The organism is Halolamina pelagica (genome assembly GCF_900115675.1).
Classification (GTDB): Archaea; Halobacteriota; Halobacteria; order Halobacteriales; family Haloferacaceae; genus Halolamina; species Halolamina pelagica.
In genome coordinates this window covers 147,371-168,668 of the sequence record NZ_FOXI01000006.1, presented here as the reverse complement: position 1 = coordinate 168,668, position 21,298 = coordinate 147,371, and the positions used below count along the sequence as shown (strand labels likewise).

Sequence of the window (21,298 nt, the reverse complement as noted above, 5' to 3'; positions counted from 1 at the left end):
GCTCAGTCGAGTGCGAGGTCTTCGATACGGTAGCTGCCGTCGTCGTCTAGGAACGTGAGTTCATCACGCTCGCGGAGTTCCTGTAGCTGTTGGCGCATCTTGTCGCGGACGTGGTTGTTCTCCGGAAATGCCGCCGCGAGCGAGGACTCGGAGAAGCGGTAGAACTCTTGGAGCGTCAGCACCTCGTCGCCCGTCTCGATCCGGTAGCGGTGGAGTTCCTCGCGAGTGGCGTCGAGCCAGGTGCCCATAGCGCAACAAGTGGTCGTTCGAACAAAAACAGTGGGGCACAGTAGAACGGTTTCCCCAGTACGATGCCGACGAGCCACACCGTGGGGTCGACTTCACGTTGCGGGATCGGCGCGATTACTCCCCGCCGTCACCTTACTCCATATACCCGAGGTCCTGTAGCCGGTCCTGGATCTCCTCGTCCATCTCCTCGACGGCCTCGTCGGTGACCTCGCCCGCGGCGGCGCTGGTCCACGCGCCGCCGACAGCGTTCTCGAACACTGCGAGTTCGGCCTCGACCTCGTCGATCGCCTCGTCGTCGGCGCCAACGAGGTTCTCGGTCTCCTCGGCGTCCTCGTCCAGCCGGTACGCCTCGTCCTCGATGCGGTCGATCCGGACGTACTTCGCGTCGGCCCGGCGGGCGGCGCGCATCCGTGCGTAGAACCGGGAGTCCTCGTCGAGTTCGATCCCCGCGTCGGCGGCCTTCTCCTCCAACTGCTTGAGTTCGACCACCGGGCGCGAGTACTCGACGAACCCGGTTTCGCCGTCGGGTGCGGCCTCCTGTGCGGGGTCGGCGTCGTCGACGCCGTCGAACTCGCGGTACTCGTCGGCGAGCAGCGAGCGCGTGGCGTCGAACCGGACCGCCTCCTCGTCGGCCGCGGCCGCGGTCGCGTCGGCGTCGAACGTGTCGAGGACGGTGTGGTAGAGGTCGATCAGTTCGACCGTGTCCGCGCGCCGGCCGGCGCCGAGTTCGGGGTGTTTCACCAGCAGCGGGACGTTGACGAGCGGGTCGTAGAGCCCGAACTCGTGGCCGTAGAGGCCGTGCTCGCCGTGGAGTTCGCCGTGGTCCGCACAGACCACGACCGCGGTGTCGTCCCAGCGGTCCGTCTCCTTCAGCCAGTCGAACAGCCGGGTGAGTTGGCTGTCGATGTGGGCGATCTCCGCGTCGTAGAGCCCGCGGATGTCGTCCCACTCCGCGTCGTCGATGTCGCGGGCGCCGGAGTTGTACAGCTTCGAGTTCTGGCAGACCTCGGTGGAGTCGACGCCCGGCGCGAACTCCTCGCGGAACTCCTCGGGCGGGTGGTACGGGAGGTGGGCGTCCATGAGGTTGATGAAGGAGAACCAGCCGTCGTCGCCCTCGGCCTCGGCGTCCTCGACGAACGCCTTCGTGCGGTCGATGACCCTAGGGGTCTTCGAGTCGGCGCCCTCGCCCGAACTCAGGTACTCGTGGGCGGTGTTGCCCGCGCTGACGATCATGTCCGCGAGCTTGCGGAGCCGGGGGTTGTCGTTGAGGACCTGCCACATCCGCGCCAGCGGGCCCGAGAGCAGGTCACCCGGCATCACCTCGAAGAAGTTGTCCTGATCGTCGAACCCGTCGGTGAGGTGGGTGTACGGCGTGATCCAGGCGTTCGAGGAGTAGCAGGCGGTCTCGTGGCCCGCGGCCGAGAGCGACTGGGCGAGCGTCGTCGCGCCCTCGAGGTACGGGTTCTCCTGGTCGGCGCCGTGGCGCGAGGGGTACATCCCGGTGAACATCGACGCGTGGACCGGGAGCGTCCACGGCGCCGGCGCGACGGCGTTGTCGAAGACGGTCCCCTCCTCGGCGAACGCGTCGAGCCCGGGCGTCGTGTCCCGCTCGTAGCCGTACGGGCCGAGGTGGTCCTTGCGGACCGTGTCCATCACCACGAAGAGGACGTTCGAGGGCGAACCGCTGGTCATACCCCGAGTAGTGGCTGTAGGGCGGATAAGTTTCCTGTTCCGTGGCGACCGCAGGGTGAGCGGCCGCCCGGAGCGATCGCGCTAGAACCGCGCCGGGTCGAACGCCGAGAGGTCGGCCGCCGGCGCCTCGCCGTCGAGCAACTGCGCGATCACCGCGCCGGAGTACGGGCCGAGCGTGAGTCCGGTCGGCCCGTGGCCCGTCGCGACGTAGGCGCCGTCGACGCCCGGCACGCCGCCGAGGATCGGCAGGCCGTCAGGGCTCCCCGGGCGCAGTCCCACGCGGACCTCCTCGAACGTGGCGTCGGCGAGGCCGGGCGCGAGTCGGAGCCCCGAGTCGAGTACTTCCCGCACGCCGTCGGCGGTGATCCGGGGGTCGAAGCCGGCGTCGTCCTCGCGGGTGGCGCCGACGACGATGCGGCCGTCCGGCCACGGCACGATGTAGTTGTCGGCGACGCTCCCGACGATCGGGAGGTCGGCCGCGTCGTCGAACAGGTCGCTCCCGTCGAGGTGGATGATCTGCCCCCGGATGGGATTCACGGGCAGCGAGCAGCCCAGATCGTCGCCGAACCCGCCCGACCACGCGCCCCCCGCGACCACGACTCGGTCGGCGTCGATGCGGTCGTTCCCGTCGACGACGACACCCGAGACGGCGCCGTCCCCGGTCAGGATCTCCCCGACGCGCCCGTCGACCGTTGTGAGCCCGGTCTCGTGAGCCGCCCGCCGGAGCGCGGCCGTGAGCATCGCGCCGTCGACCCGGCCGGCGCCGGGGAACCGCAGGGCGCGCTCGACGCCCGAGAGCGCGGGGAACGCCGCCTCGGCCTCGACGGGCGATATCTCCTCGACCGACGCGTCACGCCGCCGGGCGCGCTCGCGGTCGGTCCCGATCGTCTCGGCCTCCGCGGGCGTGAGCGCGACCGAGAGCATGTCGCCCTGCTTGTAGCCGTGGTCGTCGATCCCCGCCGCTTCGAGGCTACTGATCAGCTCCGGGTAGTGGGCCGCGGCCAACTCGGCGAACGCGAACCAGTCGTCGTTCTCGCGTCGGCTGCTGGTCGGCGGGGAGACGATCCCCGCGCCAGCGGCGGTCGCGCTCCCCTCCCGGTCGTCGTCGACCAGAACCGTCTCGACACCGCGCTCGGAGAGGTGGTACGCGGCCGCCGTGCCGACGACGCCCCCGCCGACGACGACCACGTCCGTTCGTTCGATCATGGGCGTCGGTTCGCCGGCGGGAGCAAAATGGTTGCGCCCGTCGGGGGGTGGGCGGATTGACGGCCCGGGCTACTCGATCCGCGCGCGACCGCTGGTCGCCGACTGGATCCGGTCGCGCAACTCGTCGCTCTCGGTGACCGGCGTCGACACGTCGAAGACGACCTCCGCCTCGTAGGCGGCGTCGAACTCGCAGTCCGCGCCGTCCAGGATTCCCCGGACGGTGCCGGAGTCGTCGTACTCGACGGTGACGGTGAAGCGGTGGCGCGGCCGGACTTCCTCGACCCCGGCGTCGTCGACGGCCTCCTTCACCGCCCGGGAGTACGCCCGGGCGAGCCCGCCCACGCCGAGGTTCGTGCCGCCGTAGTAGCGCGTCACGACCGCGACCACGTTGCGCAGGTCGCGCTGCTGGAGCACGTTCAGCGCGGGCTTGCCCGAGGACCCCGTGGGTTCGCCGTCGTCGCTCTGGTACTCGCGGATCATGACCTCGTTCACGCGGTCCGGCGACGCCTCGCCCGCGGGAACGCGGTAGGCCGGGACGTTGTGGGTGGCGTCGTCGAACCGCTCGCGGACGGCGTCGACGAACGATTCGGCCGCGTCGACGGTGTCCGCGCGGTCGACGTGGCCGAGGAACTCCGAGCCGCGGATCTCGAAGCGGGCCTCGCCGCGGCCGGCGACGGTGCGGAACGGCTCGGGGTCGGCCATTCAGAAGCTCACTTCCCGGACGTGGGGGAGGTCGTGGATCGCCTTCAGCAGTTCGCCGGAGGGTTCACTGTCGAGGATGAGGTAGAGCATCGGTTCGTCCGCGAACTCCGGATCGTCCGAGAGCACCTGGCGGATCGAGAGCCCCTCCTCGGCGACGATCTCGGTGACCCGGGCGACGATGCCCGCGGCGTCGGCGTCGGTGGGTTTGACCCGGACGACCGTGAAGTCGAGCACGGGTGCGAGATCCATCAGGCTCGGCACCGCCGAGATGTTCCGGAAGATGTCCCGGAGCTCGTCGTCGTCGAGCAGCGCCCCCGTGGTGGAGTCGACGACGCGCCGGTCGACGCCGATCTCGCGGGCGATCTGGGTGTTGGGGATCTCGATCCCGCCGGAGACGACCCGGCCCTCGTCGTTGATCGAGAAGCCGCGTTCGAGCAGCAGTCGCACCACCGCCTGCTGGGAGGGCGACCCCTCGAACTTCTCCATGATCTCGTCGAACACGTTACCGGGAGAAAACGGGCGGCGGTGTTAAAGTCACTCGCCTCGCCCGACGGGCGACTCGTCACTCACGTTCCCCGCCGCGCGGTCGATCTGGCAGTCGATACAGCGGTCGTCCTCGTAGCAGTACTCGACGCCGTGGGGACAGTCCCACGCCGACTCCTCGGCGGAGAGGCGGCGCTTCTCGTGTTCCCACGCGCGCTCCCAGTCCTCGATTGCGCCGTTGCGCTCGGTGTAGTAGACCACCTCGTCGTCCTGCAGGATCTTGGCCTCGTCGGCGGTCTCGGCTTTCACCGTCGCGATGGCGTCGTCGATGGACTGCACGTCGACACGCTCGACGGACCGGCGGCGGAACAGTTTCACGACGATCTTTCGGCCCGTCCGCTCGGTTGGTTGGATATCCATAGTGGGGTCAGCTTCTCCGGGCAGAACTACCGGCCACCCGTCCAGTGTTCAGTACCGGTAGATGTGCTTCGTGAGTGAAGAGTCTCACGCCGGGCGCGAGCTGCCACGACACAGCTTTTTGCCCACCCGGGGCCACCGGACAGCCATGGCCGACCTCCAGTCGTGTTACTTCTGTGCGAGTCCCGAAGACCTGGGTGAGTACGCCGTGGTCCCCCCGCGCCTGGGCGGCGGCGACCGCTCGGTCGTGCTCTGTCCGGACTGTAAGACCAAACTGCTGCGGGTGATGGACCCGCTGATCGAGCGCGCGGAGCAGGGTGCCGCGAACGCCGACGCTTCTAGGCCGGGATCCAACGGGGACGCCGGCTCAGGATCCGACGGCGGCGGCATCACGATGGGCACGGCGGACGCGAGTAGTGGCGGCGAGACGGGGTCCGGTCCCGCGGATCCGACACCCGCAAGCGACACGCCGTCGACCCCCGCAACCGGCGACGACGCCGACTCGCCGCCGCAGTACGATCGAGCGATGCGAATGCTGTCGAACCGGCCGTTCCCGGTCGACCGGAGCGAGGTGGAGTCGATGCTCGCGAACGCCTACGACCTCGAACGCGAGGAGATCGACGCGATACTCGACCACGCCGTCGACGAGGGGCGGCTGGTCGCGGAGAACGGCCAGCTCCGGGAGCCCTAGAGCGTCTCCTTCGTGCTCGGCGTGTCGCTCCGACGATCGTCCAGTCGGGTGGCGTCGTCGAGCGCGCGGGCGAGGCCCTTGAACAGCGCCTCCACCTCGTGGTGGGCGTTCTCCCCCTCGACTTCGCAGTGGAGCGTGAGCCCGGCGTGCTGCCCCAGCGAGCGCGCGAAGTGCCGGGCGAGCACGCTGGTGAACCCCCCGACCCGTTCCTGGGAGAACTCGCCGTCGAACCGGAAGTACGGGCGCCCGGACACGTCGACGACGACGCTAGCCTGCGCCTCGTCCATCGGGACCCGGCGGTCGGCGAAGCGGCGGATGCCCGCGCGGTCGCCCAGCGCCTCGTCGAACGCCTGCCCGAGGACGATCCCCACGTCCTCGACGGTGTGGTGGTCGTCGGTCTCGAGGTCGCCGTCGCAGGCCAGTTCGAGGTCGAACAGACCATGCCGGGCGAAGGCATCGAGCATGTGGTCGAGGAAGCCGATACCCGTGTCGACGTCGCTCTCCCCGTCGCCGTCGACGACGAGCGTGCAGTCGATTTCGGTCTCGGCGGTCTCCCGGGTGACGGTCGCGTGCCGGTCGCTCATGGGCGGACACGCGGGCGCGGGGAGGAAAGCGATTGTGCTTGGCCGGACTCAGCGATCCATCGCCTCGCGCAGCGAGAACCGACCCTCGTACAGCGCCGTCCCGACCACCACGGCGGCCGCACCCGCGTCCCGGAGCGCCGCCACGTCGTCCAGATCGGTCACGCCGCCGCTCGCGACGACCGGGATGTCGACCGCGTCGACGACGCGCTCGACGGCCTCGCGGTCGATCCCCGACAGTTGCCCCTCCACGTCGACGTTGGTGAACAGGACCGAGCCGGCGCCCAGTTCCTCGTAGCGCGCCGCGGCCTCGGCGGGGTCGAGGCCGGTCCCCTCGGTCCAACCGGAGACGACGACCTCCCCCTCCTTCGCGTCGAGACTGACCATCACGCTGCCGGGGTGTTCGGCGCTGACCTCCTCGACGATCTCGGGGGTCTCGACCGCCGCGGTGCCGAGGATCACGCGATCGACGCCGGCGTCGAGCAGGGAGGTCGCGTCCGCGACGGTCCGGATGCCGCCGCCGACCTGTACGTCCACGTCGTCGCCGGTGGCGTCGACGATGGCCGCGATGGCGTCGGCGTTCGCGCGCTCGCCCTCGAAGGCGCCGTCGAGGTCCACGAGATGCAGCGTCTCCGCCCCCTCGTCCAGCCAGCGCTCCGCGGCGGCGACGGGGTCGCCGTAGCGTTTCCCGGAGTCGCGCTCGCCCGCCACCAACTGGACCGCCTCGCCGTCCTGTACGTCGACCGCGGGGATCACCTCGAACGTCGGGAACTGGCTCACGCTGGAGGCTGGGGCCGCCGCTCGCTTAGCCGTGCCGAACCCGGAACGGGCGTCACGCGAGCTTCGGCGACGCGACCGCGCACGCGTCGTCACGCTTTTGCCCGGGCCTCGCCGAGAGAGTGTCGTGCCACAGGAGTCCCACCGACGGCTCGTGCAGGAACTCACGAGCCGGGGGTACAACGCCGAGCGCGAGGCGGTCACCCTCCTCGCGAACGCCGGCAACCCCGAACTCGCCGCGGAGGCGGCCGCCGACGCCGCCGGCGACGCGTTCGTGGTGACCGTCGACCACGCCCGCACGGCACTCGAGGACGACCTGCTCGGCGGCGACCCCGACAGCGAGGCGACTCCGGACGAGCTCTCCCACCCCGAAACGCCCGAGGGCGCGCCGGACCTCGCGGAGAAGGTGCCGACGGACATGGGCGGGGAGAACGACCCCACTCCCGCCGAGGAACTGCTGACCGACGACGGTGACTCGTCGCCGGAGTCCGCCGAGGCGGGCCGCGACGGGAGCGTCGTTTCGACTGGAGCGAAAAATTCTGAAAATCGGTCGAAGGAGGCGGGTAGCGGAGTCGAAACGGAGGGGTCCACTAATTCGTCATCGCCGACCGCGACCGCCGACGCCGTGGGCAACCGTTCGCCGCCCGCACCCGAGATCGCCAACGACGTGACCGGCCGCTCGACCGGGACCGGCCAGTACGAGGAGTTCGTCGGGACCTTTCAGGACCGCTACGAGCGGCTCTCGGGGCTCCTGCGCGGTCGCGTGAACCACCGACCCGCCGAGGCGATCCAGTCGATGCCCGGCGGGAGCGACGCCGAGATGATCGGGCTCGTCGACGACATCCGCTCGACTGCGTCGGGTCACTGGATCGTCGAACTGGAGGACACGACCGGGACCTTCCCCTGCCTGATCATGAAGGACCGCGCGTTCGCGCCGCTCGTCGACGACCTGCTGCTCGACGAGTGTCTCGCGGTACAGGGGACCCTGGCCGACGACGGCGGGATCATGTTCGTCGACTCGCTGCACTTCCCCGACGTCCCCCGGACCCACAAGCCCAACACCGCCGACAGACACGTCCAGGCGGCGCTGATCTCCGACGTCCACGTCGGCAGCCAGGAGTTCGCGCAGGGGGCGTGGGACCGCTTCGCCGAGTGGCTCCACACCCCCGAGGCCAAGTCCGTCGAGTACCTCCTCATCGGCGGCGACATGGTCGAGGGCGTCGGCGTCTATCCGGACCAGGACGAGGAACTCGACATCGTCGACATCTACGAGCAGTACGAGGCGTTCGCGGAGGAGCTCAAGAAGGTGCCCGGCGACATGGAGATCGTGATGATCCCCGGGAACCACGACGCGGTGCGGCTCGCCGAACCCCAACCGGCCTTCACCGAGGAACTCCGGGACATCATGAGCGCCCACGACGCCCGGTTTACGGGCAACCCGTCGACGGTCACCGTCGAGGGCGTCTCGGTGCTGATGTACCACGGCGTCTCGCTGGACGAGGTGATCGCCGAACTCCCGGAGGAGAAAGCGAGCTACGACGAGCCGCACAAGGCGATGTACCAACTCCTGAAGAAGCGCCACGTCGCCCCGCAGTACGGCGGCCACACCCGCGTCGCGCCCGAGGAGACGGACTACCTCGTGATCGACGAGGTGCCGGACGTGTTCCACACCGGCCACGTCCACAAGCTCGGGTGGGGGAAGTACCACAACGTCCTCGCGGTCAACTCCGGCTGCTGGCAGGAGCAGACCGACTTCCAGAAGTCCGTCAACATCGACCCCGACTACGGCTACGCGCCGATCCTCGACCTGGACACGCTGGACATGACCGTCCGGAAGTTCGTGTAGTCCGGGCGGTCGTTCGTGCCGCGTCCACACGGAGGGAGTGAACCGCCCGAGTTTATGCCGCTCGCAGACCCAGAGTCGATAATGCCCATCGAGGACCGCGACCAGGCGTCCCTGGTCACGCACGCGCTGGCGAAGGACACCCTCTCGAAGATCCGCGACGTGGAGACCGAACAGGTGGCGTTCCGCAAGGGACTCGTGAAACTGGGCCGCATCTGTGGCTACGAGATCATCGACGGCGCGATGGAGACGGAGTACGTCCCCGTCCAGACCCCCCTGACCGAGACCACCGGCGAGCGCGTCAAGGGGCTCGACGACGTGGTGATCATCAACGTCCTCCGGGCGGCGACCCCGTTCGTCGAGGGGCTGCTGAAGGCGTTCCCCCGCGCGAAGCAGGGCGTCATCTCCGCCGGCCGCGACGAGGAGGCCGGGATGGACGACGACGGCACCTTCCCCATCAGCGTCGACTACGAGAAGCTCCCCCAGATCACGGAGGACGACACCGTGATCGTCGCCGACCCGATGCTCGCGACGGGATCGACGATGTGCACCGTGCTCGACAACGTGCTCGACGCCGCCGCCGACGACCCCGAGGACCTGTTCGTCCTCTCGGCGGTGTCGGCGCCGGAGGGGCTGATCCGGGTGAACGAGGCGTTCCCCGAGGCCGACCTGTTGACGGTCGCCATCGACGACGAACTCAACGAGGAGGGGTTCATCGTCCCCGGGCTGGGCGACGCGGGCGACCGCTCGTTCCGGACGACGTAAGCCGGCTGACGGTCGTTGATTTCGCCCGGCATGACTACCCGCTCCAGCGGTCGTAGGCGTAGAGCCCACCACCGACGATCACCAGCACCACGCCCACCGCCGCGACGCCGAGGCCGACGACGAAGCCGCCGAACCCGGGTCCGAAGTCGTCGACGTGGCCGTAGACGGTGACGCTGTACAGCGTGTCGCCCTTCCGGATCGCGGTGGGGAACTGATCGACGTACGGCTCGTTCACTCGCGGGCGGTAGCCGAGATCGTCGCCCGTCGAGTTCTCGAGAACCCGGTCGACGGTTCGCTGCTCGCCCGCCGAGAGGTTCCCGTAGCGGGGCGCCCGCTCGGCGATCGCGTTCGCGACCGCGCGGTCGGAGACGTTCTCGGCGCGAACGGTCGCCCCGTCGTCAGCGACGGTGAGACGGTAGTAGCCGTCCGGCTCGGTGTTCTCGTTGGTGTCGCGGACGAACTCGTACTCGGCGTCGATCCCGCGCAGGTCCGCGCGGGCGTCGGGGTCGTCGACGCTCGCTGAGCCCTCTCGCATCGCGGTCACCAGCGCGTCGAGGGTGGCGTTCGGCGCGCGGTACTCGTCGCTGTACCGTGCAGTGATCCGGTAGTCCGCCAGCGCGACCTCGTGGCCGTGGGCGTCGACGAACTGCTTCCGGTCGGAGGCGTTGTCGAGGTCGACCGGTTCGGCGACGTATATCTGGGAGCTCTGTGCGGGCGGGGACGTGGCCTCAGCTGCCCAGCCGAGGTAGTACGGCGCCGGGAGGCAGAGTAGCCCGACGACGACGAGCAGGAGGGCGACTCGGCGACGGTCCATCGCCCGAAATTGGTCGCGCTCGCTGTAAGTGTCTTTTGTGGGCTCGGCGCGCTTCCCGTCGCTTCAGTCGGCGCGCTCGCCGTCCGGCGACCAGTGACAGCACGCGTCGTCGGTTAGCCCCTGCTCCTCGACGTAGGTGGTGAGACAGGCGTAGTTGCAGAACGGCACGGGGTCGGCGTCGATCGCGCCCTCGGCGACGTACACCGGATCATGCTCCTCGACCGCCGAGCCACAGTACACGCAGTCCATACCGCTCCTTCGGCGCCGGCGCCGAAGGGCGTTACGGCGAACCCCCTCGCTTCAGTTCGAAACCGCAGCCGGGGAGCACGTCTGACGACCACGTGAAAGCCTCCCCCGGAGCGCTCCGGAGTCCTCGGGAGCGCTACTCGTCGGTTTCGTCGGAATCCGCGTCTCCGTCGTCGCCGTTCTCGTCCTCGTCTTCCTCGCCCGCGGTGAGTCCGTCGTCGTCGTCGCGGTCGAGTGCGCGGGGCACGTCGTGGTGGTCGCTGTAGCCGTCGAACCAGCGGGCGATCCGCTCGATGCGGTCGACGATGTGGCCCGGTTCACCCGAGCGGGAGAGCTCGTGGCCCTCGCGCGGGTAGAGCACGAACCGGGTGTCGGTGCCCTGCTTTCGGACCATCCGGTACCAGAGTTCGGCCGTGCAGGCCGGGGTGCGGTAGTCGTCCTCGGAGTGGATCACCAGCGTCGGCGTCTCGACGTTGTGGGCGTGGCCCGTCGGGGACTGCTCCCAGAGGAACTCCGGCTCCTCCCACGGGTCGGCGTCGAAGTCGCCCTCGACGAGCGCGTAGGCGCCGTCGGTCGAGCCGTAGAAACCCGTGAGGTCGTAGACGCCCCGCTGGGAGACCGCGGAGGTGAAGAAGTCGGTCTGGCCGACCGTCCAGGAGGTCATGTAGCCGCCGAAGGAGCCGCCCGTGAGGTGCACGTCGTCGGCGTCGACGTAGTCGCGCTCGGTCAGCAGGTCGACGCCGGCCATCACGTCGGTCAGCGTCACGTCGCCCCAGTCGCGCTCGATCGCCTGCATGAAGTCGGTCCCGTAGCCCGTCGAGCCGCGGGGGTTCGACCAGAAGACGACGTAGCCGCGGGCGGCGAGGGTCTGGAACTCGTGCCACATCGTGCCAGCGGTGGTCCACATCGCGTGGGGACCGCCGTGGACCTCGACCGCGAGGGGGTACTCCTCCTCGGGGTCGAACTCCGGCGGCGTGATGGTCCAGCCCTGGATCTCGCCCCCCTCGGACTCGAAGTGTAGCTCCTCGGGCTCCTGGACCGACACGTCCTCGAAGTAGTCGGCGTTGAGCTCCGAGAGGCGGACGCAGTCGTCTCGCTCGGCGCCGCTTCCGCCGTCGAGGCCGGGCGCGTCGGCGTGTGCACGCTCACAGGCGAACACGTCGCCGGGGTGGGCCCACTCGCTCATCGCGAAGGCGACGCGCTCGTCGCCGACGTGAGCGGCGCTGACGGCGCCGGGACGGACGACGCGCCGGGGCGCCTCGCCGGCGTCGCTGGGGGCCGACCAGAGGCTGGTCTTGCCCTCGTCGGGCGTGGAGAAGTAGACGCGGTCGCCGTCGGGGCCCCACTGGGGGGCGGCCTCGTAGCCCAGTCCGCGGTCGAGCTCCTCGGTGAGCCACGCCACCTCGCCGGAGTCGGCGTCGACGACCTTCAGTTCGGTCGGCTGGATGCTGACTTGCTCCTCCTCGCTGTAGAGGAACGCGACCTCGCCGTCGGCGTTGGCGGCGACGCCCGCGCCCCAGCCGCTGGACTCGTGGACCTTCCCGGCCGACTCGTCGTCGGTGTCGTAGGCGTAGATGGAGTAGCGGTGGGAGTCGTCGGGGTCCTCGCCAACGTCCTGTGCGGTGTAGTACAGCGTCGACTCGTCGCCCCATTCGGGGGAGTTGTGGTCCACGTCGCCGTCCGTGACCCGGTCGACCGCGACGTCCGCAGCGTCCGCGAGGCCCTCGCCCACGTGGGCGACGTAGACGTGCGAGCGCGTGCCGTCGAAGTACTGCTGGCCCGAGCGGTAGACCGTGCGGTCGATGACCCGCGGGTCGGGCGTCTCGCGCTCGTACTCATCCTCGTCGCCGATGTCCACGTCGAGCCCTTCCTCGCGTTCGTCCTCGGTGGTGGACTGCGTGAACGCGATGCGGGTGCCGTCGGGCGACCAGGTGATGCCCTCCACGCCGGCGGGGACCTCGGTGACCTGCCGGGCCTCGCCGCCGCCCACGGGGATGATCCAGAGCTGGGGGCGGTCGTCGTCCTTCCCGCGGTTCGAGACGAAGGCGAGGCGGTCGCCGGAGGGCGACCAGCGCGGCTGGCTGTCGCCGCCCTCGCTGACGGTGAACTGCCGGGGGTCCTCGCTGCCGTCGCTGGGGACCAGGTGGATCGTCGACTCGTAGCTCTCGTCGTCGTCGGGGATCTGCCGAACGAACGCGACCCGCTCGCCGTCCGGGGAGAGCCGGACGTCGCCGGGTTTGGCGATGTCGTGGAAGTCCGCGGCCTCGATGCGTGCCATACACTCACGGGCGGCCCTTCGGACCGAAAGGGTGTCGGTTACGGACAACGACGACAACGTCCCCTCGACCAGTCAGAAGGCCTATGCCGGCCCCCCGACAAGCCGGGAGCAGATGAGTGCTGGCGAGGGTCCGCCGCCGGAGCCGTCCGCCGGGGACGACGAACCGGACGGCCTGCTCAGACGGTTTCTGACCGCCGAGAGCGGCCCGCTGATGTTCGCCCGCGAGATGCTGACCAGCATGGCGACCGTCGCCGCCGTCGGGCTGTTGCTGTTCGCGATCAGCGGCGTCTGGCCGCCGATGGTCGCCGTCGAGAGCGGGAGCATGGACCCCAACATGCAGAAGGGGGACCTGATCTTCGTCACCGAACCCGGCCGGTTCGCGCCCGACGCCGCCCGCGAGGGCACCGGCGTCGTCACACACCAGGTCGGCGAGGAGGTGGGCTACGAGACGTTCAACGACTACGGGACCGTGATCGTCTACGACAGCGCGGGCAACGTCGGTCCGCCGATCATCCACCGCGCCCGATTCTGGGTCGGGGAGGGCGAGAACTGGTACGACGAGGCCAACAAGGCGTGGGTGCAGGGCGCCGACAACTGCGAGCAGATGGACAACTGTCCGGCCCCCCACGACGGCTTCATCACGAAGGGCGACAACAACGCGTACTACGACCAGACGAACAACATCAGCCCGCCGGTGAAAGCCGAGTGGGTCGTCGGCACCGCCCGCGTCCGGATCCCGTACCTCGGCTGGGTCCGGCTGGGCTTTTCGGGTGCAGCGACGACCGGACCCGTCGACGGTAGTGCCGCGGGCGTGACGACTGCCGAATCAGTGCTGTCCGAGAACGCCACCGTTTCGGGTCCACACGAAATCGAGGTGGTCGGCGAGGTTCAGACGGCTGGGACGGCAACGGCGACGGCAGCAGTGGGCTAACTCGTTCGCCCGTACCCCCACCGTTTCGAGTGGAGCGCGTCGACGACCGAGTCAGCCGAAACGCGATCAGTTGTCGAACCGGGCCTGCACGAACGGCTGGGCGTTCTCGATGTCGCCGAGCCGGGAGTCCGAGAGCAGGACGTGTTCGGTCTCCTCGATCGGAACCGACAGCGAGATCTCCTTCGTGCGGCCGTAGCGACCCTTCGAGACGACGACGGCGTTGACGATCCCCAGCATGTCGAGTTCGCTGATGAGGTCGGTGACCCGGCGCTGGGTCAGCACGTCGGCGTCGATCTCCTCGCAGAGGCGCTTGTAGATGTTGAACACCTCGCCGGTGTTGATGTTGTGGACGCCGTTCTTCTCGAGCAGGATGGTCGCGAACAGGACGATCTTGCTCTGGGTCGGGAGGGTGCGGACGACCTCGACGACCCGGTCGAGTTCGATCTTGTCCTGGGCCTGCCGGACGTGCTGCTCCTCGACGGTCTCGGCCTGACTGCGCTCGGCGAGTTCGCCCGCCGTCCGGAGGAGGTCGAGGGCGCGTCGCGCGTCCCCGTGCTCCTGCGCCGCGAACGCCGCACACAGCGGGATCACGTCGTCGGTCAGCGCGTCGTCTTTGAACGCCACGTCCGAGCGGTGCTGGAGGATGTCCCGGAGCTGGTTGGCGTCGTAGGGGGGGAAGACGATCTCCTCCTCCCCCAGGCTCGACTTGACCCGGGGATCGAGGAAGTCGGTGAACTTCAGGTCGTTGGAGATGCCCATGATCGAGATCCGGGAGTTCTCCAACTCCGAGTTCATCCGGGAGAGGTTGTACAGCGTGTCGTCGCCGGACTTCTCGACGAGCTTGTCGATCTCGTCGAGCATGATGACGACCACGCGCTCGTGGTAGTCGATGGCGTCGAAGAACTTGGTGTACACGCGGTCGGTGGGCCACCCGGTCATGGGGACCTCCTCCATCTCGTCGCGGTCGGCCTCCAGTTCGGCGATCTCCTCGTCGACGTCTTCGACCGAACCGAACTCGGTGTCCGCGAGCACGTCGGCGTCGTCGGCCGCGGCCGAGCGGAGTTCGCGGAGATCCTCGAGTCGGTCCGTGACGATCTCGCGGTTCTTCTCGATGAACTTGTTCGCGAGCTGGGCGAGCACGCGGTACTGCGTGTCGGTGATCTCGCAGTTGATGTACTCCACCTCGCAGGGCACGTCGTACTTCTGGGAGGTGGACTCCAGTTCCTGGCTCACGAACTTCGCGCTCGCGGTCTTCCCGGTCCCCGTCTTGCCGTAGATGAGGATGTTCGACGGCGTGTCCCCGCGCAGCGCCGACACCAGGATGGTGGCCATCTGGTTGATCTGGTCGGTCCGGTGGGGGAGTTCGTGGGGCGTGTAGGAGGGTCTGAGGACCTCCTTGTTGCTGAAGATCGGCTCCCCGGCCATCAGGTCGTCGAACAGCCCCTGGCTGTCGCCGTCGTCCTCCAGCATCCGGTCGATGTCGACGCCGCCGGTGTCGAGGTCGACCGAGCTGTCGATCGAGCCGTCGACGCCGTCGGTCACGGTCTCGCTCCCGGTGTCGAGGACCGAAGCCGGATCCGTCCCGTCCTCCTTAGGCGCACTGTCGTCCCCATCGCCGTCGCCGTCAGTCGCGCTCTCGGTCGCCGCGGGATCGGGAGCGTCGGTCGCGGCGTTGGCGTCTGTCGGGTCGGCGTCAGTTTCGTCGGCGACCGTTTCGTCGGCGTCGGCCGGTTTGCCGTCGCTGTCCCCGGCGTCGCCCGTTGCGGTGGCAGCGTCCGCGGGAGCGGGCTCGTCGTCGCCCTCGCCGTCGTCCGCGATCGGCCAGCTATCGCTCGGACCGCCCTCTTCCTCCGAACCTGTGTCGTCGGTGTCGTTCATTTGGATACCCCTGCGTTTCGTGTGGAGAACGGCAGCCGGAATCGGAATATCTGCCGTGCAACCGCCTGCAAGGCCCGATTCGTCGCGAAGTTTTCCGAGGCGCCGTCCAGTTGATGCACTCGAACCAAATGAATAGGGGTACCAAAAACCTGTCCCTGTTGGACCGGCACTGCGCGACGGGTTACGGGCCATCGGACACCGCGACCCTGTACGGGAATCCCCGCCTTCCCCTCCGTTTCGACTGGATTCCCCGTCGATGCCGTCGAGGGCCACGGTAGCTGGCGTTGGTCGATGGCGCCAGTTGGTCGGCAGGTGGAACTGGCCGGTCGACTGGGTTAGTCGACTGAGCGTGTTAGTCGACGACCCGAGAGCGCCCCTGGGTGCCCTCACACGGGGCGTCGCCGCACAGAGGTGAAACGGAGGGTCGAGACCGGACTGCACGGCGACGGAACCATCCCGACGCTGGCGGGATACGATCCGGAACAGAATTCACTGACGGCATGGTGCCTCGATCGTCGGGAATCCTTGGTGGACTGGAAACGATGGGGAGGTCGAAACCCCCCCACCCCTTCGTTTCGCCTGGAACACGGTAACGGTGGGGGGTGGGGTCGAGAAGCGGCAGAAACCGCCACCTATCGAACGGTAGTTTTACTACGCACGACGATAGATTAGTCCGTACTGCAATCTTCGTTCTTTCTTTATTGGAGATATGATTTGATTAGTTACGTGTGTTGCCGCCAGCTCGACACCCCTCCCCTCCCCTACCGTGTCGCTCCACGGGAAACGAGGGGGTGGGGGTGTTCACCGTCGGTTCGGGAGATCGGTATCCCGTTCGATCGCCGGTGTACCGACCTCGTTCGGGAAAACTCCGCATTCGCAACCGTGTTCGAGCGAACACCCACCTCCGTTTCGAGTGGAAACAGTACCCCTCGCTGACGTTCTCCCGAGGACGACACTCGATTTACCTACGTTTTGATGAATCGTCGACTCGACCGGCGTTTCGCTCGTCGACGCGGCTCAGGGGTTCCACCCCGTCTGACGCCATTCTTAAGTGTGTCGCCGGTGGTACTCAGAGTAACAGCCCCCTACAGCAGCGGGGGCAGGAGATAAGGATGGGTCTGCTCACGAGTCTAAAAGACAGCATTACGCGGGTCACCGACGGCCTGTTTGCCTCAGAGGAGCCGAAGCGAATCGGGATATACGGCCCGCCCAACGCCGGGAAGACCACGCTGGCGAACCGGATCGCCCGCGACTGGACCGGCGACGCGGTGGGCCCGGAGAGTCACATCCCCCACGAGACACGACGCGCCCGCCGCAAGGAGGGGGTGACCATCGAGCGCGACGGGAAGGAGGTCACCATCGACATCGTCGACACGCCCGGCGTGGCGACGAAAGTCGACTACGAGGAGTTCCTCGAGCACGACATGGAGAAGGAGGACGCCGTCCGGCGCTCCCGCGAGGCCACCGAGGGCGTCGCGGAGGCGATGCACTGGCTCCGGGAGGACGTCGACGGCGTGATCTACGTGCTCGACAGCACCGACGACCCGTTCACCCAGGTGAACACGATGCTGATCGGCATCATCGAGAGCCAGGAGCTCCCGGTACTGATCCTCGCGAACAAGATCGACAAGGAGGAGTCGGACATCCAGCGGATCGCGAACGCGTTCCCGCAGCACGAGACGATCCCCCTGTCGGCCCTGGAGGGACAGAACATGGACGAAGTGTACGAGAAAATCGCGGAGTACTTCTCCTAACAATGCCCGAAGTAACCAGCGGCGACGGCGACGGAGGACCCACCGAGGGTGAGGACGGCCCCGACGACGGCGTCCGGGTCGACATGATCAGCGGCGCCCGGATGGAGGGGCTCACGAGCATGGAGAAGATCCGGCTGATCCTCGACGGGGTTCGCGAGGGCAACATCGTGATCCTCGAGGAGGGGCTCACCCCCGACGAGGAGTCGAAGCTGATCGAGGTCACGATGACGGAGATCAGCCCGGACGAGTTCAACGGCATCGAGATCGAGACGTACCCCAAGTCGAGTTCGACCAACCCCGGGCTGTTCGACCGACTGATGGGGAAGGAGGACACCCAGAAGCTGACGGTGATCGGCCCGGCCAACCAGATCGAGACGCTGCACAAGGACGAGAACCTCATCAGCACGCTCGTCTCCCGCAAGTAGGCCCGTGCCCCACGAGTGTACCACCTGCGGCCGGCAGTTCGACGACGGTTCCAAGGAGATGCTCTCGGGCTGTCCGAACTGCGGCGGGAACAAGTTCCAGTTCCAGCCGCCGGACCGGAGCCCCGAGCCCGACGAGCCGGCGTCGCCGGCCGACACTGACCCCGTCGAGTCGGAGGAACCGTCGCTGACCGACCAGTCGGACGCGCCATCGACGGCGGAGCCCGGGGAAACGGCAGCCGCAGCTGAGCCGGCCGAACCCGTGTCGGACCCGGAGTCCGCGGGGGACGTGGAGCCGACTGGAGGTACCGGTCCCGCTGACAACGCTGTCGACGCCGCCCCCGCGGAGTCGACGCCCGCCGACGAGGAGTTCCGAGACGCGGAGATCGCCGACGACACGGGCGCGGAGAACAGCGCCCAGCGCGACGCGCGCTCGGCCGCGGCCAGCCCCGACGAGATCGACGAGGCGCGTCGCCGGGTGGCCGACGCCGAGAGCGAGGCGCCGTCGGATGGCGAGAGCGAGGTACCATCGGACGGCCGCGGCCGCGGGACGCCACAGGGGCCGCCGACAGAGACGCCGTCGGGAGCCGACCCCGACGAGTTCGCCCTCTCGGGTGCCCTCGGCCCCGAGGACGACGAGCCGGTCGAGAAGCAGCCCGTCGCCGGCTCGGCGCCGGAGCGCGAGGAGCCCGTGACCGACGAGGACACCGACCTGCGGGCGCTCCGGGAGGAACTCAACCAGCAGTTCGAGAGCATCAAGATCACCGCCCCCGGCCAGTACGAACTCAACCTCATGGAGCTGTACGACCGGAAGGAGTACATCATCTCGCTCCAGGAGGACGGACGGTACGTGATCGAGATGGCCGACGACTACGGGATCGACGACTGAGTGGCCGTCGATCACTGGGCGACCCTTCCGTCGCGTCCGCGTCGATCGCTGACAGCAACTGTTAACAGCGACGCGGTCGCAGCACCGAGCATGAGCACCCCGACGAAGATCGTCACCAGCACAGTCGGCCTGTCGGCGCTTCTGGCGCTCGCTCTGGTCTTCCAGATCGTTCTCTCGAGCGGCGCCTGATGTTCACCGAGCGGACGCTCTCCCCGCCGGTTCAGCGACTGCATCGCGACCTCACCCCCGAGGTCCTCGTTCTCGACGTGGAGCAGGACTTCGAGACGCTCCCGCCCGCGGTCGCCGAGGAGCTGGGCCTGCTCGTCGACGCGCTCGACCCCGCCGCCTACCCCGAGTCGTGGCTCCCGGCGAACGCGCCCTCGCAGTTGGCGGACTACGCCGGCGCGCAGTTCACGGTCGGGCTGCCGGGCGACGGCACGGTCGTCCGGACCCGACAGACGGAGCCGCCGACGGTGCTCGTCAAGGCCCGCGCCGCGGGAACTCCCGAGGGATTCCGCTCGTTCCTGCTCGCGGAGGCGCTGGTCGAGATCGACGAGGGCGTCCCGGAGAGCTTCCTCCCCTTCTTCGGCGAGCGCTACCCCGAACTCGACGACGCGCTCGGCCTCGGCGGCGCGGCGACGTACCAGGTCGCGATGGCGCTGTTCGAGGCCTGGGTCGGCCTCCATACCCGCGAGCGGTTCCGCGCGTGGGAGGGCGAGCACGATGAACTCCACGCGGCGTGGGCCGACGCCGGCGACCGACTCGTCGGCCGGATCGAGGACCTGCCTGGCGAGGTCGCCCGCGGCGAGACGACGTTCCCCGCGGCGACGGAACTGGCGTGTTCGGCAGTGAAACACGGGCTCGACCTGCCGGCGCCGTTCGCGGCGCTGGATACGCTGGCCTACCGCGACCACGGCGCGGAGTACGCGGTCCGGTGGGCCGAGAAGACCGTCGACGCGCTGGCGGAGTAGCGGCATCGCCGCTTACGGGACGGTTTCGACTCGTTCGGGCGTATCGGCCCGGTCGATCATCTCGATTCAACCGACCGTTTCGCCTCCGTGGCTCGTTTCGCCTCGTTCGATCGTCTCGATTCCGTCGACCGTTTCGTCTCTTTCCACCGTTTCGTCCCCTTCGAACGCTTCGACTGCACGTACCGTTTCGACTGGAACGACTCCTTCACCTCCGCTGACGACCCCCGGCGCTTCGGGTGGAACCGACGGAGGAACTGGCGAGGACACCGAAAACCGGCGGGGTGGCGGACCTACTCGGCGGCTTCGTAGCTCACGGTCCCGTCGTCGTCGAGGGTGACCGTCCCGTCGAACAGCTCGGCGAAGGCGGCGACGGTGTCGTCGTCGTGGACCTCGCTGGAGAGATGGAACAGGCAGACGGCGCCGTGTTCGCGGACGAGCTCGATCAGTCGTTCGGCGGCCTCCAGCGCGGCGGCCTCGTCGCCGTAGTAGGCGAGTTCGCTGAGCGAGTCGAACGTGATCCGGCGGTGTCCCTCGGTCGTTTCGAGGAACGACTCCACGTCCTCGACGATCCCCTCCACGTCGTCCGGGCCGGCGGCGTAGTGGATGTTCGGCGCCGAGCGGCGGGAGTAGCCGCGTTCGATCGAGAGCGTGTCGAGGATCACCGCGCGGGACTCGTCGACCTCGTAGTAGTCGAGTTTCTGTTCGACCTCCCGGGCGGTGGTTCGGGTGGAGATCACCAGGAACCGGTCTGTGTCGGCGCTGAGGAAGTCCGTGTCGACGCGGTCGGTCTCCCCGATACTGGGGTGCAGAAGCAGCAGGGCGGTGCCGGCCGGGACGGTCTCGGGTGCGCCGTCGATGGCGAGGTCGTACTCCATAGGCGGTGGTACACCGGCGGCGACTTGAAACTCGCGGCGAGGGACGGGCCGGAGTCGCCCCTCGGGACCTGGTCCGACCGGGAGCCGAACCCGTTTTGCCGGGGACGGTCCAACCCCGCCCATGAGCGTTCGCGAGGAGTTCGACGCCTGGGCCGCCGAGGGTCGCGAGCAGGGGATGGAGGACCGCCACTGGCACACCGCGCGGCCGATCCTGGCTCGCATGCCCGTCGAGGACGGCGACACCGTCCTCGACCTCGGGACCGGCAGCGGCTACGCGCTGCGGGCGCTGCGCGAGCGGGGCATCGGCGCCGCCTACGGCCTCGACGGCTCGCCCGAGATGGCCCGGAAGGCCGACGGCTACAGCGAGGACGACGCCGTGGGCTTCCTCGTCGGCGACTTCGACCACCTGCCGTTCGCCGACGGCTCGATCGACCACGCCTTCTCGATGGAGGCGTTCTACTACGCGAACGACCCCCACCACACGCTCGAGGAGATCCGGCGCGTGCTGAAACCCGGCGGGACGTTCTACTGCGCGGTCAACTACTACGAGGAGAACGTCGCCTCCCACGGGTGGCAGGCGAACATCGAGATCGAGATGACCCGCTGGGACCGCAGCGAGTACCGCGACGCGTTCCGCGACGCCGGCCTGCACGTCGCCGAGCAGGACAACGTCCCGGACCGCGAGATCGAGATCCCGCCCGCGTCCGAGTTCCCCCACGAGGAGTTCGACAGCCGCGAGGCGATGGTCGAGCGCTATCGGACCTGGGGAACGCTGCTGACCGTCGGCGTCGCGCCCTGAGCGCGTCGCGACGACATCGTCCCCGCAGCACGGCT

Annotated in this window: 22 protein-coding genes; 9 read left to right on the top strand and 13 right to left on the bottom strand. The window is 68.7% G+C overall.

The features are described 5' to 3' along the window. Positions 1-2: 2 nt before the first annotated feature. From BMZ83_RS10265 to BMZ83_RS10240, 6 genes are all read right to left on the bottom strand, one after another. Entirely contained in the window at positions 3-248 is a 246-nt protein-coding gene (locus BMZ83_RS10265) for a hypothetical protein (protein ID WP_074878304.1), read from the bottom strand. 133 nt (positions 249-381) lie between these two features. Then, entirely contained in the window at positions 382-1,941 is a 1,560-nt protein-coding gene (locus tag BMZ83_RS10260) for a sulfatase (protein WP_074878302.1), read from the bottom strand. A gap of 81 nt (positions 1,942-2,022) precedes the next feature. Then, a complete protein-coding gene (locus BMZ83_RS10255; protein WP_074878300.1) occupies positions 2,023-3,147 on the bottom strand; it encodes an NAD(P)/FAD-dependent oxidoreductase in 1,125 nt (374 codons plus the stop codon). 69 nt (positions 3,148-3,216) lie between these two features. Next, entirely contained in the window at positions 3,217-3,849 is a 633-nt protein-coding gene (locus BMZ83_RS10250; RefSeq protein ID WP_074878298.1) for an IMPACT family protein, read from the bottom strand. Beyond that, complete coding sequence (locus BMZ83_RS10245; protein ID WP_074878296.1) at positions 3,850-4,350, bottom strand: amino acid-binding protein; 501 nt, start codon at positions 4,348-4,350, stop codon at positions 3,850-3,852. It lies immediately after the preceding gene. Between the two features lie 33 nt (positions 4,351-4,383). Further along, positions 4,384-4,752 (bottom strand): hypothetical protein, encoded by a 369-nt coding sequence (locus BMZ83_RS10240; protein WP_074878294.1) that lies wholly within the window; start codon positions 4,750-4,752, stop codon positions 4,384-4,386. A gap of 145 nt (positions 4,753-4,897) precedes the next feature. Between BMZ83_RS10240 and BMZ83_RS10235 the strand changes: the two genes are divergently transcribed. Next, the gene (locus BMZ83_RS10235; protein ID WP_074878292.1) at positions 4,898-5,440 is read left to right on the top strand and encodes a hypothetical protein; all 543 of its coding nucleotides are present in this window, start codon (positions 4,898-4,900) and stop codon (positions 5,438-5,440) included. Here BMZ83_RS10235 and hisB read toward each other — a convergent pair. Together hisB and hisA are read right to left on the bottom strand one after the other, a co-directional pair. Beyond that, entirely contained in the window at positions 5,437-6,024 is a 588-nt protein-coding gene (hisB, locus tag BMZ83_RS10230) for an imidazoleglycerol-phosphate dehydratase HisB (RefSeq protein ID WP_074878290.1), read from the bottom strand. The two genes, BMZ83_RS10235 and hisB, sit on opposite strands and share 4 nt — an antisense overlap. A 48-nt stretch (positions 6,025-6,072) precedes the next feature. Continuing rightward, the gene (gene hisA, locus BMZ83_RS10225) at positions 6,073-6,801 is read right to left on the bottom strand and encodes a 1-(5-phosphoribosyl)-5-[(5-phosphoribosylamino)methylideneamino]imidazole-4-carboxamide isomerase (RefSeq protein WP_074878288.1); all 729 of its coding nucleotides are present in this window, start codon (positions 6,799-6,801) and stop codon (positions 6,073-6,075) included. 124 nt (positions 6,802-6,925) lie between these two features. On the opposite strand from hisA, the gene BMZ83_RS10220 reads away from it, so the two are divergent. Then, a complete protein-coding gene (locus BMZ83_RS10220) occupies positions 6,926-8,644 on the top strand; it encodes a DNA-directed DNA polymerase II small subunit (protein WP_074878286.1) in 1,719 nt (572 codons plus the stop codon). Between the two features lie 81 nt (positions 8,645-8,725). Beyond that, entirely contained in the window at positions 8,726-9,406 is a 681-nt protein-coding gene (upp, locus tag BMZ83_RS10215) for a uracil phosphoribosyltransferase (RefSeq protein WP_074878284.1), read from the top strand. Between the two features lie 34 nt (positions 9,407-9,440). Here the strand turns inward: upp and BMZ83_RS10210 are convergent, their stop codons facing one another. From BMZ83_RS10210 to BMZ83_RS10200, 3 genes are all read right to left on the bottom strand, one after another. After that, positions 9,441-10,220: a hypothetical protein gene (locus tag BMZ83_RS10210; RefSeq protein ID WP_074878282.1), complete on the bottom strand. Its 780-nt coding sequence runs from the start codon at positions 10,218-10,220 to the stop codon at positions 9,441-9,443. A gap of 63 nt (positions 10,221-10,283) precedes the next feature. After that, positions 10,284-10,469 carry a hypothetical protein gene (locus BMZ83_RS10205; protein ID WP_074878280.1) on the bottom strand — a complete coding sequence of 62 codons (186 nt, stop codon included), beginning with the start codon at positions 10,467-10,469 and terminating at the stop codon, positions 10,284-10,286. 133 nt (positions 10,470-10,602) lie between these two features. Next, the gene (locus tag BMZ83_RS10200; RefSeq protein WP_074878278.1) at positions 10,603-12,744 is read right to left on the bottom strand and encodes a S9 family peptidase; all 2,142 of its coding nucleotides are present in this window, start codon (positions 12,742-12,744) and stop codon (positions 10,603-10,605) included. 112 nt (positions 12,745-12,856) lie between these two features. Between BMZ83_RS10200 and BMZ83_RS10195 the strand changes: the two genes are divergently transcribed. Next, positions 12,857-13,675 carry a S24/S26 family peptidase gene (locus tag BMZ83_RS10195; protein WP_074878275.1) on the top strand — a complete coding sequence of 273 codons (819 nt, stop codon included), beginning with the start codon at positions 12,857-12,859 and terminating at the stop codon, positions 13,673-13,675. A 66-nt stretch (positions 13,676-13,741) separates the two neighbouring features. Here BMZ83_RS10195 and BMZ83_RS10190 read toward each other — a convergent pair whose 3' ends face one another. Continuing rightward, positions 13,742-15,553, bottom strand: coding sequence for a Cdc6/Cdc18 family protein (locus BMZ83_RS10190; protein WP_074878271.1), 1,812 nt, complete (start codon positions 15,551-15,553; stop codon positions 13,742-13,744). Positions 15,554-16,665: 1,112 nt separating this feature from the next. On the opposite strand from BMZ83_RS10190, the gene BMZ83_RS10185 reads away from it, so the two are divergent. The 4 genes from BMZ83_RS10185 (at position 16,666) to BMZ83_RS10170 (ending at position 19,589) form a co-directional block, all read left to right on the top strand. Then, positions 16,666-17,307, top strand: a complete 642-nt coding sequence (locus tag BMZ83_RS10185) for an Era-like GTP-binding protein (RefSeq protein ID WP_049980335.1) — start codon at positions 16,666-16,668, stop codon at positions 17,305-17,307. 2 nt (positions 17,308-17,309) lie between these two features. Continuing rightward, complete coding sequence (locus tag BMZ83_RS10180; RefSeq protein ID WP_074878270.1) at positions 17,310-17,732, top strand: DUF2073 domain-containing protein; 423 nt, start codon at positions 17,310-17,312, stop codon at positions 17,730-17,732. A gap of 4 nt (positions 17,733-17,736) precedes the next feature. Further along, a complete protein-coding gene (locus BMZ83_RS10175) occupies positions 17,737-18,618 on the top strand; it encodes an OapC/ArvC family zinc-ribbon domain-containing protein (protein ID WP_074878267.1) in 882 nt (293 codons plus the stop codon). A gap of 188 nt (positions 18,619-18,806) precedes the next feature. Continuing rightward, positions 18,807-19,589, top strand: a complete 783-nt coding sequence (locus BMZ83_RS10170; protein WP_074878265.1) for a DUF7089 family protein — start codon at positions 18,807-18,809, stop codon at positions 19,587-19,589. A 290-nt stretch (positions 19,590-19,879) separates the two neighbouring features. On the opposite strand, the gene BMZ83_RS10165 is transcribed toward BMZ83_RS10170, so the two are convergent. Beyond that, positions 19,880-20,464, bottom strand: coding sequence for a DUF7090 family protein (locus BMZ83_RS10165; RefSeq protein WP_074878263.1), 585 nt, complete (start codon positions 20,462-20,464; stop codon positions 19,880-19,882). 121 nt (positions 20,465-20,585) lie between these two features. Here BMZ83_RS10165 and BMZ83_RS10160 point away from each other — a divergent pair, with 121 nt between their 5' ends. Further along, on the top strand, positions 20,586-21,263 hold the full coding sequence (locus tag BMZ83_RS10160; protein WP_074878259.1) for a class I SAM-dependent methyltransferase: 678 nt from the start codon (positions 20,586-20,588) through the stop codon (positions 21,261-21,263). The last annotated feature ends 35 nt before the right edge of the window (positions 21,264-21,298 follow it).

Bases quoted from the DNA above. Each gene is read 5' to 3' on its own strand.
- BMZ83_RS10170 (WP_074878265.1), top strand. From the start codon at position 18,807: ATGTTCACCGAGCGGACGCTCTCCCCGCCGGTTCAGCGACTGCATCGC.
- BMZ83_RS10185 (WP_049980335.1), top strand. From the start codon at position 16,666: ATGGGTCTGCTCACGAGTCTAAAAGACAGCATTACGCGGGTCACCGAC.
- BMZ83_RS10205 (WP_074878280.1), bottom strand. From the start codon at position 10,469: ATGGACTGCGTGTACTGTGGCTCGGCGGTCGAGGAGCATGATCCGGTG.
- upp (WP_074878284.1), top strand. From the start codon at position 8,726: ATGCCCATCGAGGACCGCGACCAGGCGTCCCTGGTCACGCACGCGCTG.
- BMZ83_RS10180 (WP_074878270.1), top strand. From the start codon at position 17,310: ATGCCCGAAGTAACCAGCGGCGACGGCGACGGAGGACCCACCGAGGGT.
- BMZ83_RS10240 (WP_074878294.1), bottom strand. From the start codon at position 4,752: ATGGATATCCAACCAACCGAGCGGACGGGCCGAAAGATCGTCGTGAAA.
- BMZ83_RS10250 (WP_074878298.1), bottom strand. From the start codon at position 3,849: ATGGCCGACCCCGAGCCGTTCCGCACCGTCGCCGGCCGCGGCGAGGCC.
- BMZ83_RS10255 (WP_074878300.1), bottom strand. From the start codon at position 3,147: ATGATCGAACGAACGGACGTGGTCGTCGTCGGCGGGGGCGTCGTCGGC.
- BMZ83_RS10210 (WP_074878282.1), bottom strand. From the start codon at position 10,220: ATGGACCGTCGCCGAGTCGCCCTCCTGCTCGTCGTCGTCGGGCTACTC.
- BMZ83_RS10235 (WP_074878292.1), top strand. From the start codon at position 4,898: ATGGCCGACCTCCAGTCGTGTTACTTCTGTGCGAGTCCCGAAGACCTG.
- hisB (WP_074878290.1), bottom strand. From the start codon at position 6,024: ATGAGCGACCGGCACGCGACCGTCACCCGGGAGACCGCCGAGACCGAA.
- BMZ83_RS10260 (WP_074878302.1), bottom strand. From the start codon at position 1,941: ATGACCAGCGGTTCGCCCTCGAACGTCCTCTTCGTGGTGATGGACACG.
- BMZ83_RS10190 (WP_074878271.1), bottom strand. From the start codon at position 15,553: ATGAACGACACCGACGACACAGGTTCGGAGGAAGAGGGCGGTCCGAGC.
- BMZ83_RS10195 (WP_074878275.1), top strand. From the start codon at position 12,857: ATGAGTGCTGGCGAGGGTCCGCCGCCGGAGCCGTCCGCCGGGGACGAC.
- BMZ83_RS10265 (WP_074878304.1), bottom strand. From the start codon at position 248: ATGGGCACCTGGCTCGACGCCACTCGCGAGGAACTCCACCGCTACCGG.
- BMZ83_RS10165 (WP_074878263.1), bottom strand. From the start codon at position 20,464: ATGGAGTACGACCTCGCCATCGACGGCGCACCCGAGACCGTCCCGGCC.
- BMZ83_RS10160 (WP_074878259.1), top strand. From the start codon at position 20,586: ATGAGCGTTCGCGAGGAGTTCGACGCCTGGGCCGCCGAGGGTCGCGAG.
- BMZ83_RS10200 (WP_074878278.1), bottom strand. From the start codon at position 12,744: ATGGCACGCATCGAGGCCGCGGACTTCCACGACATCGCCAAACCCGGC.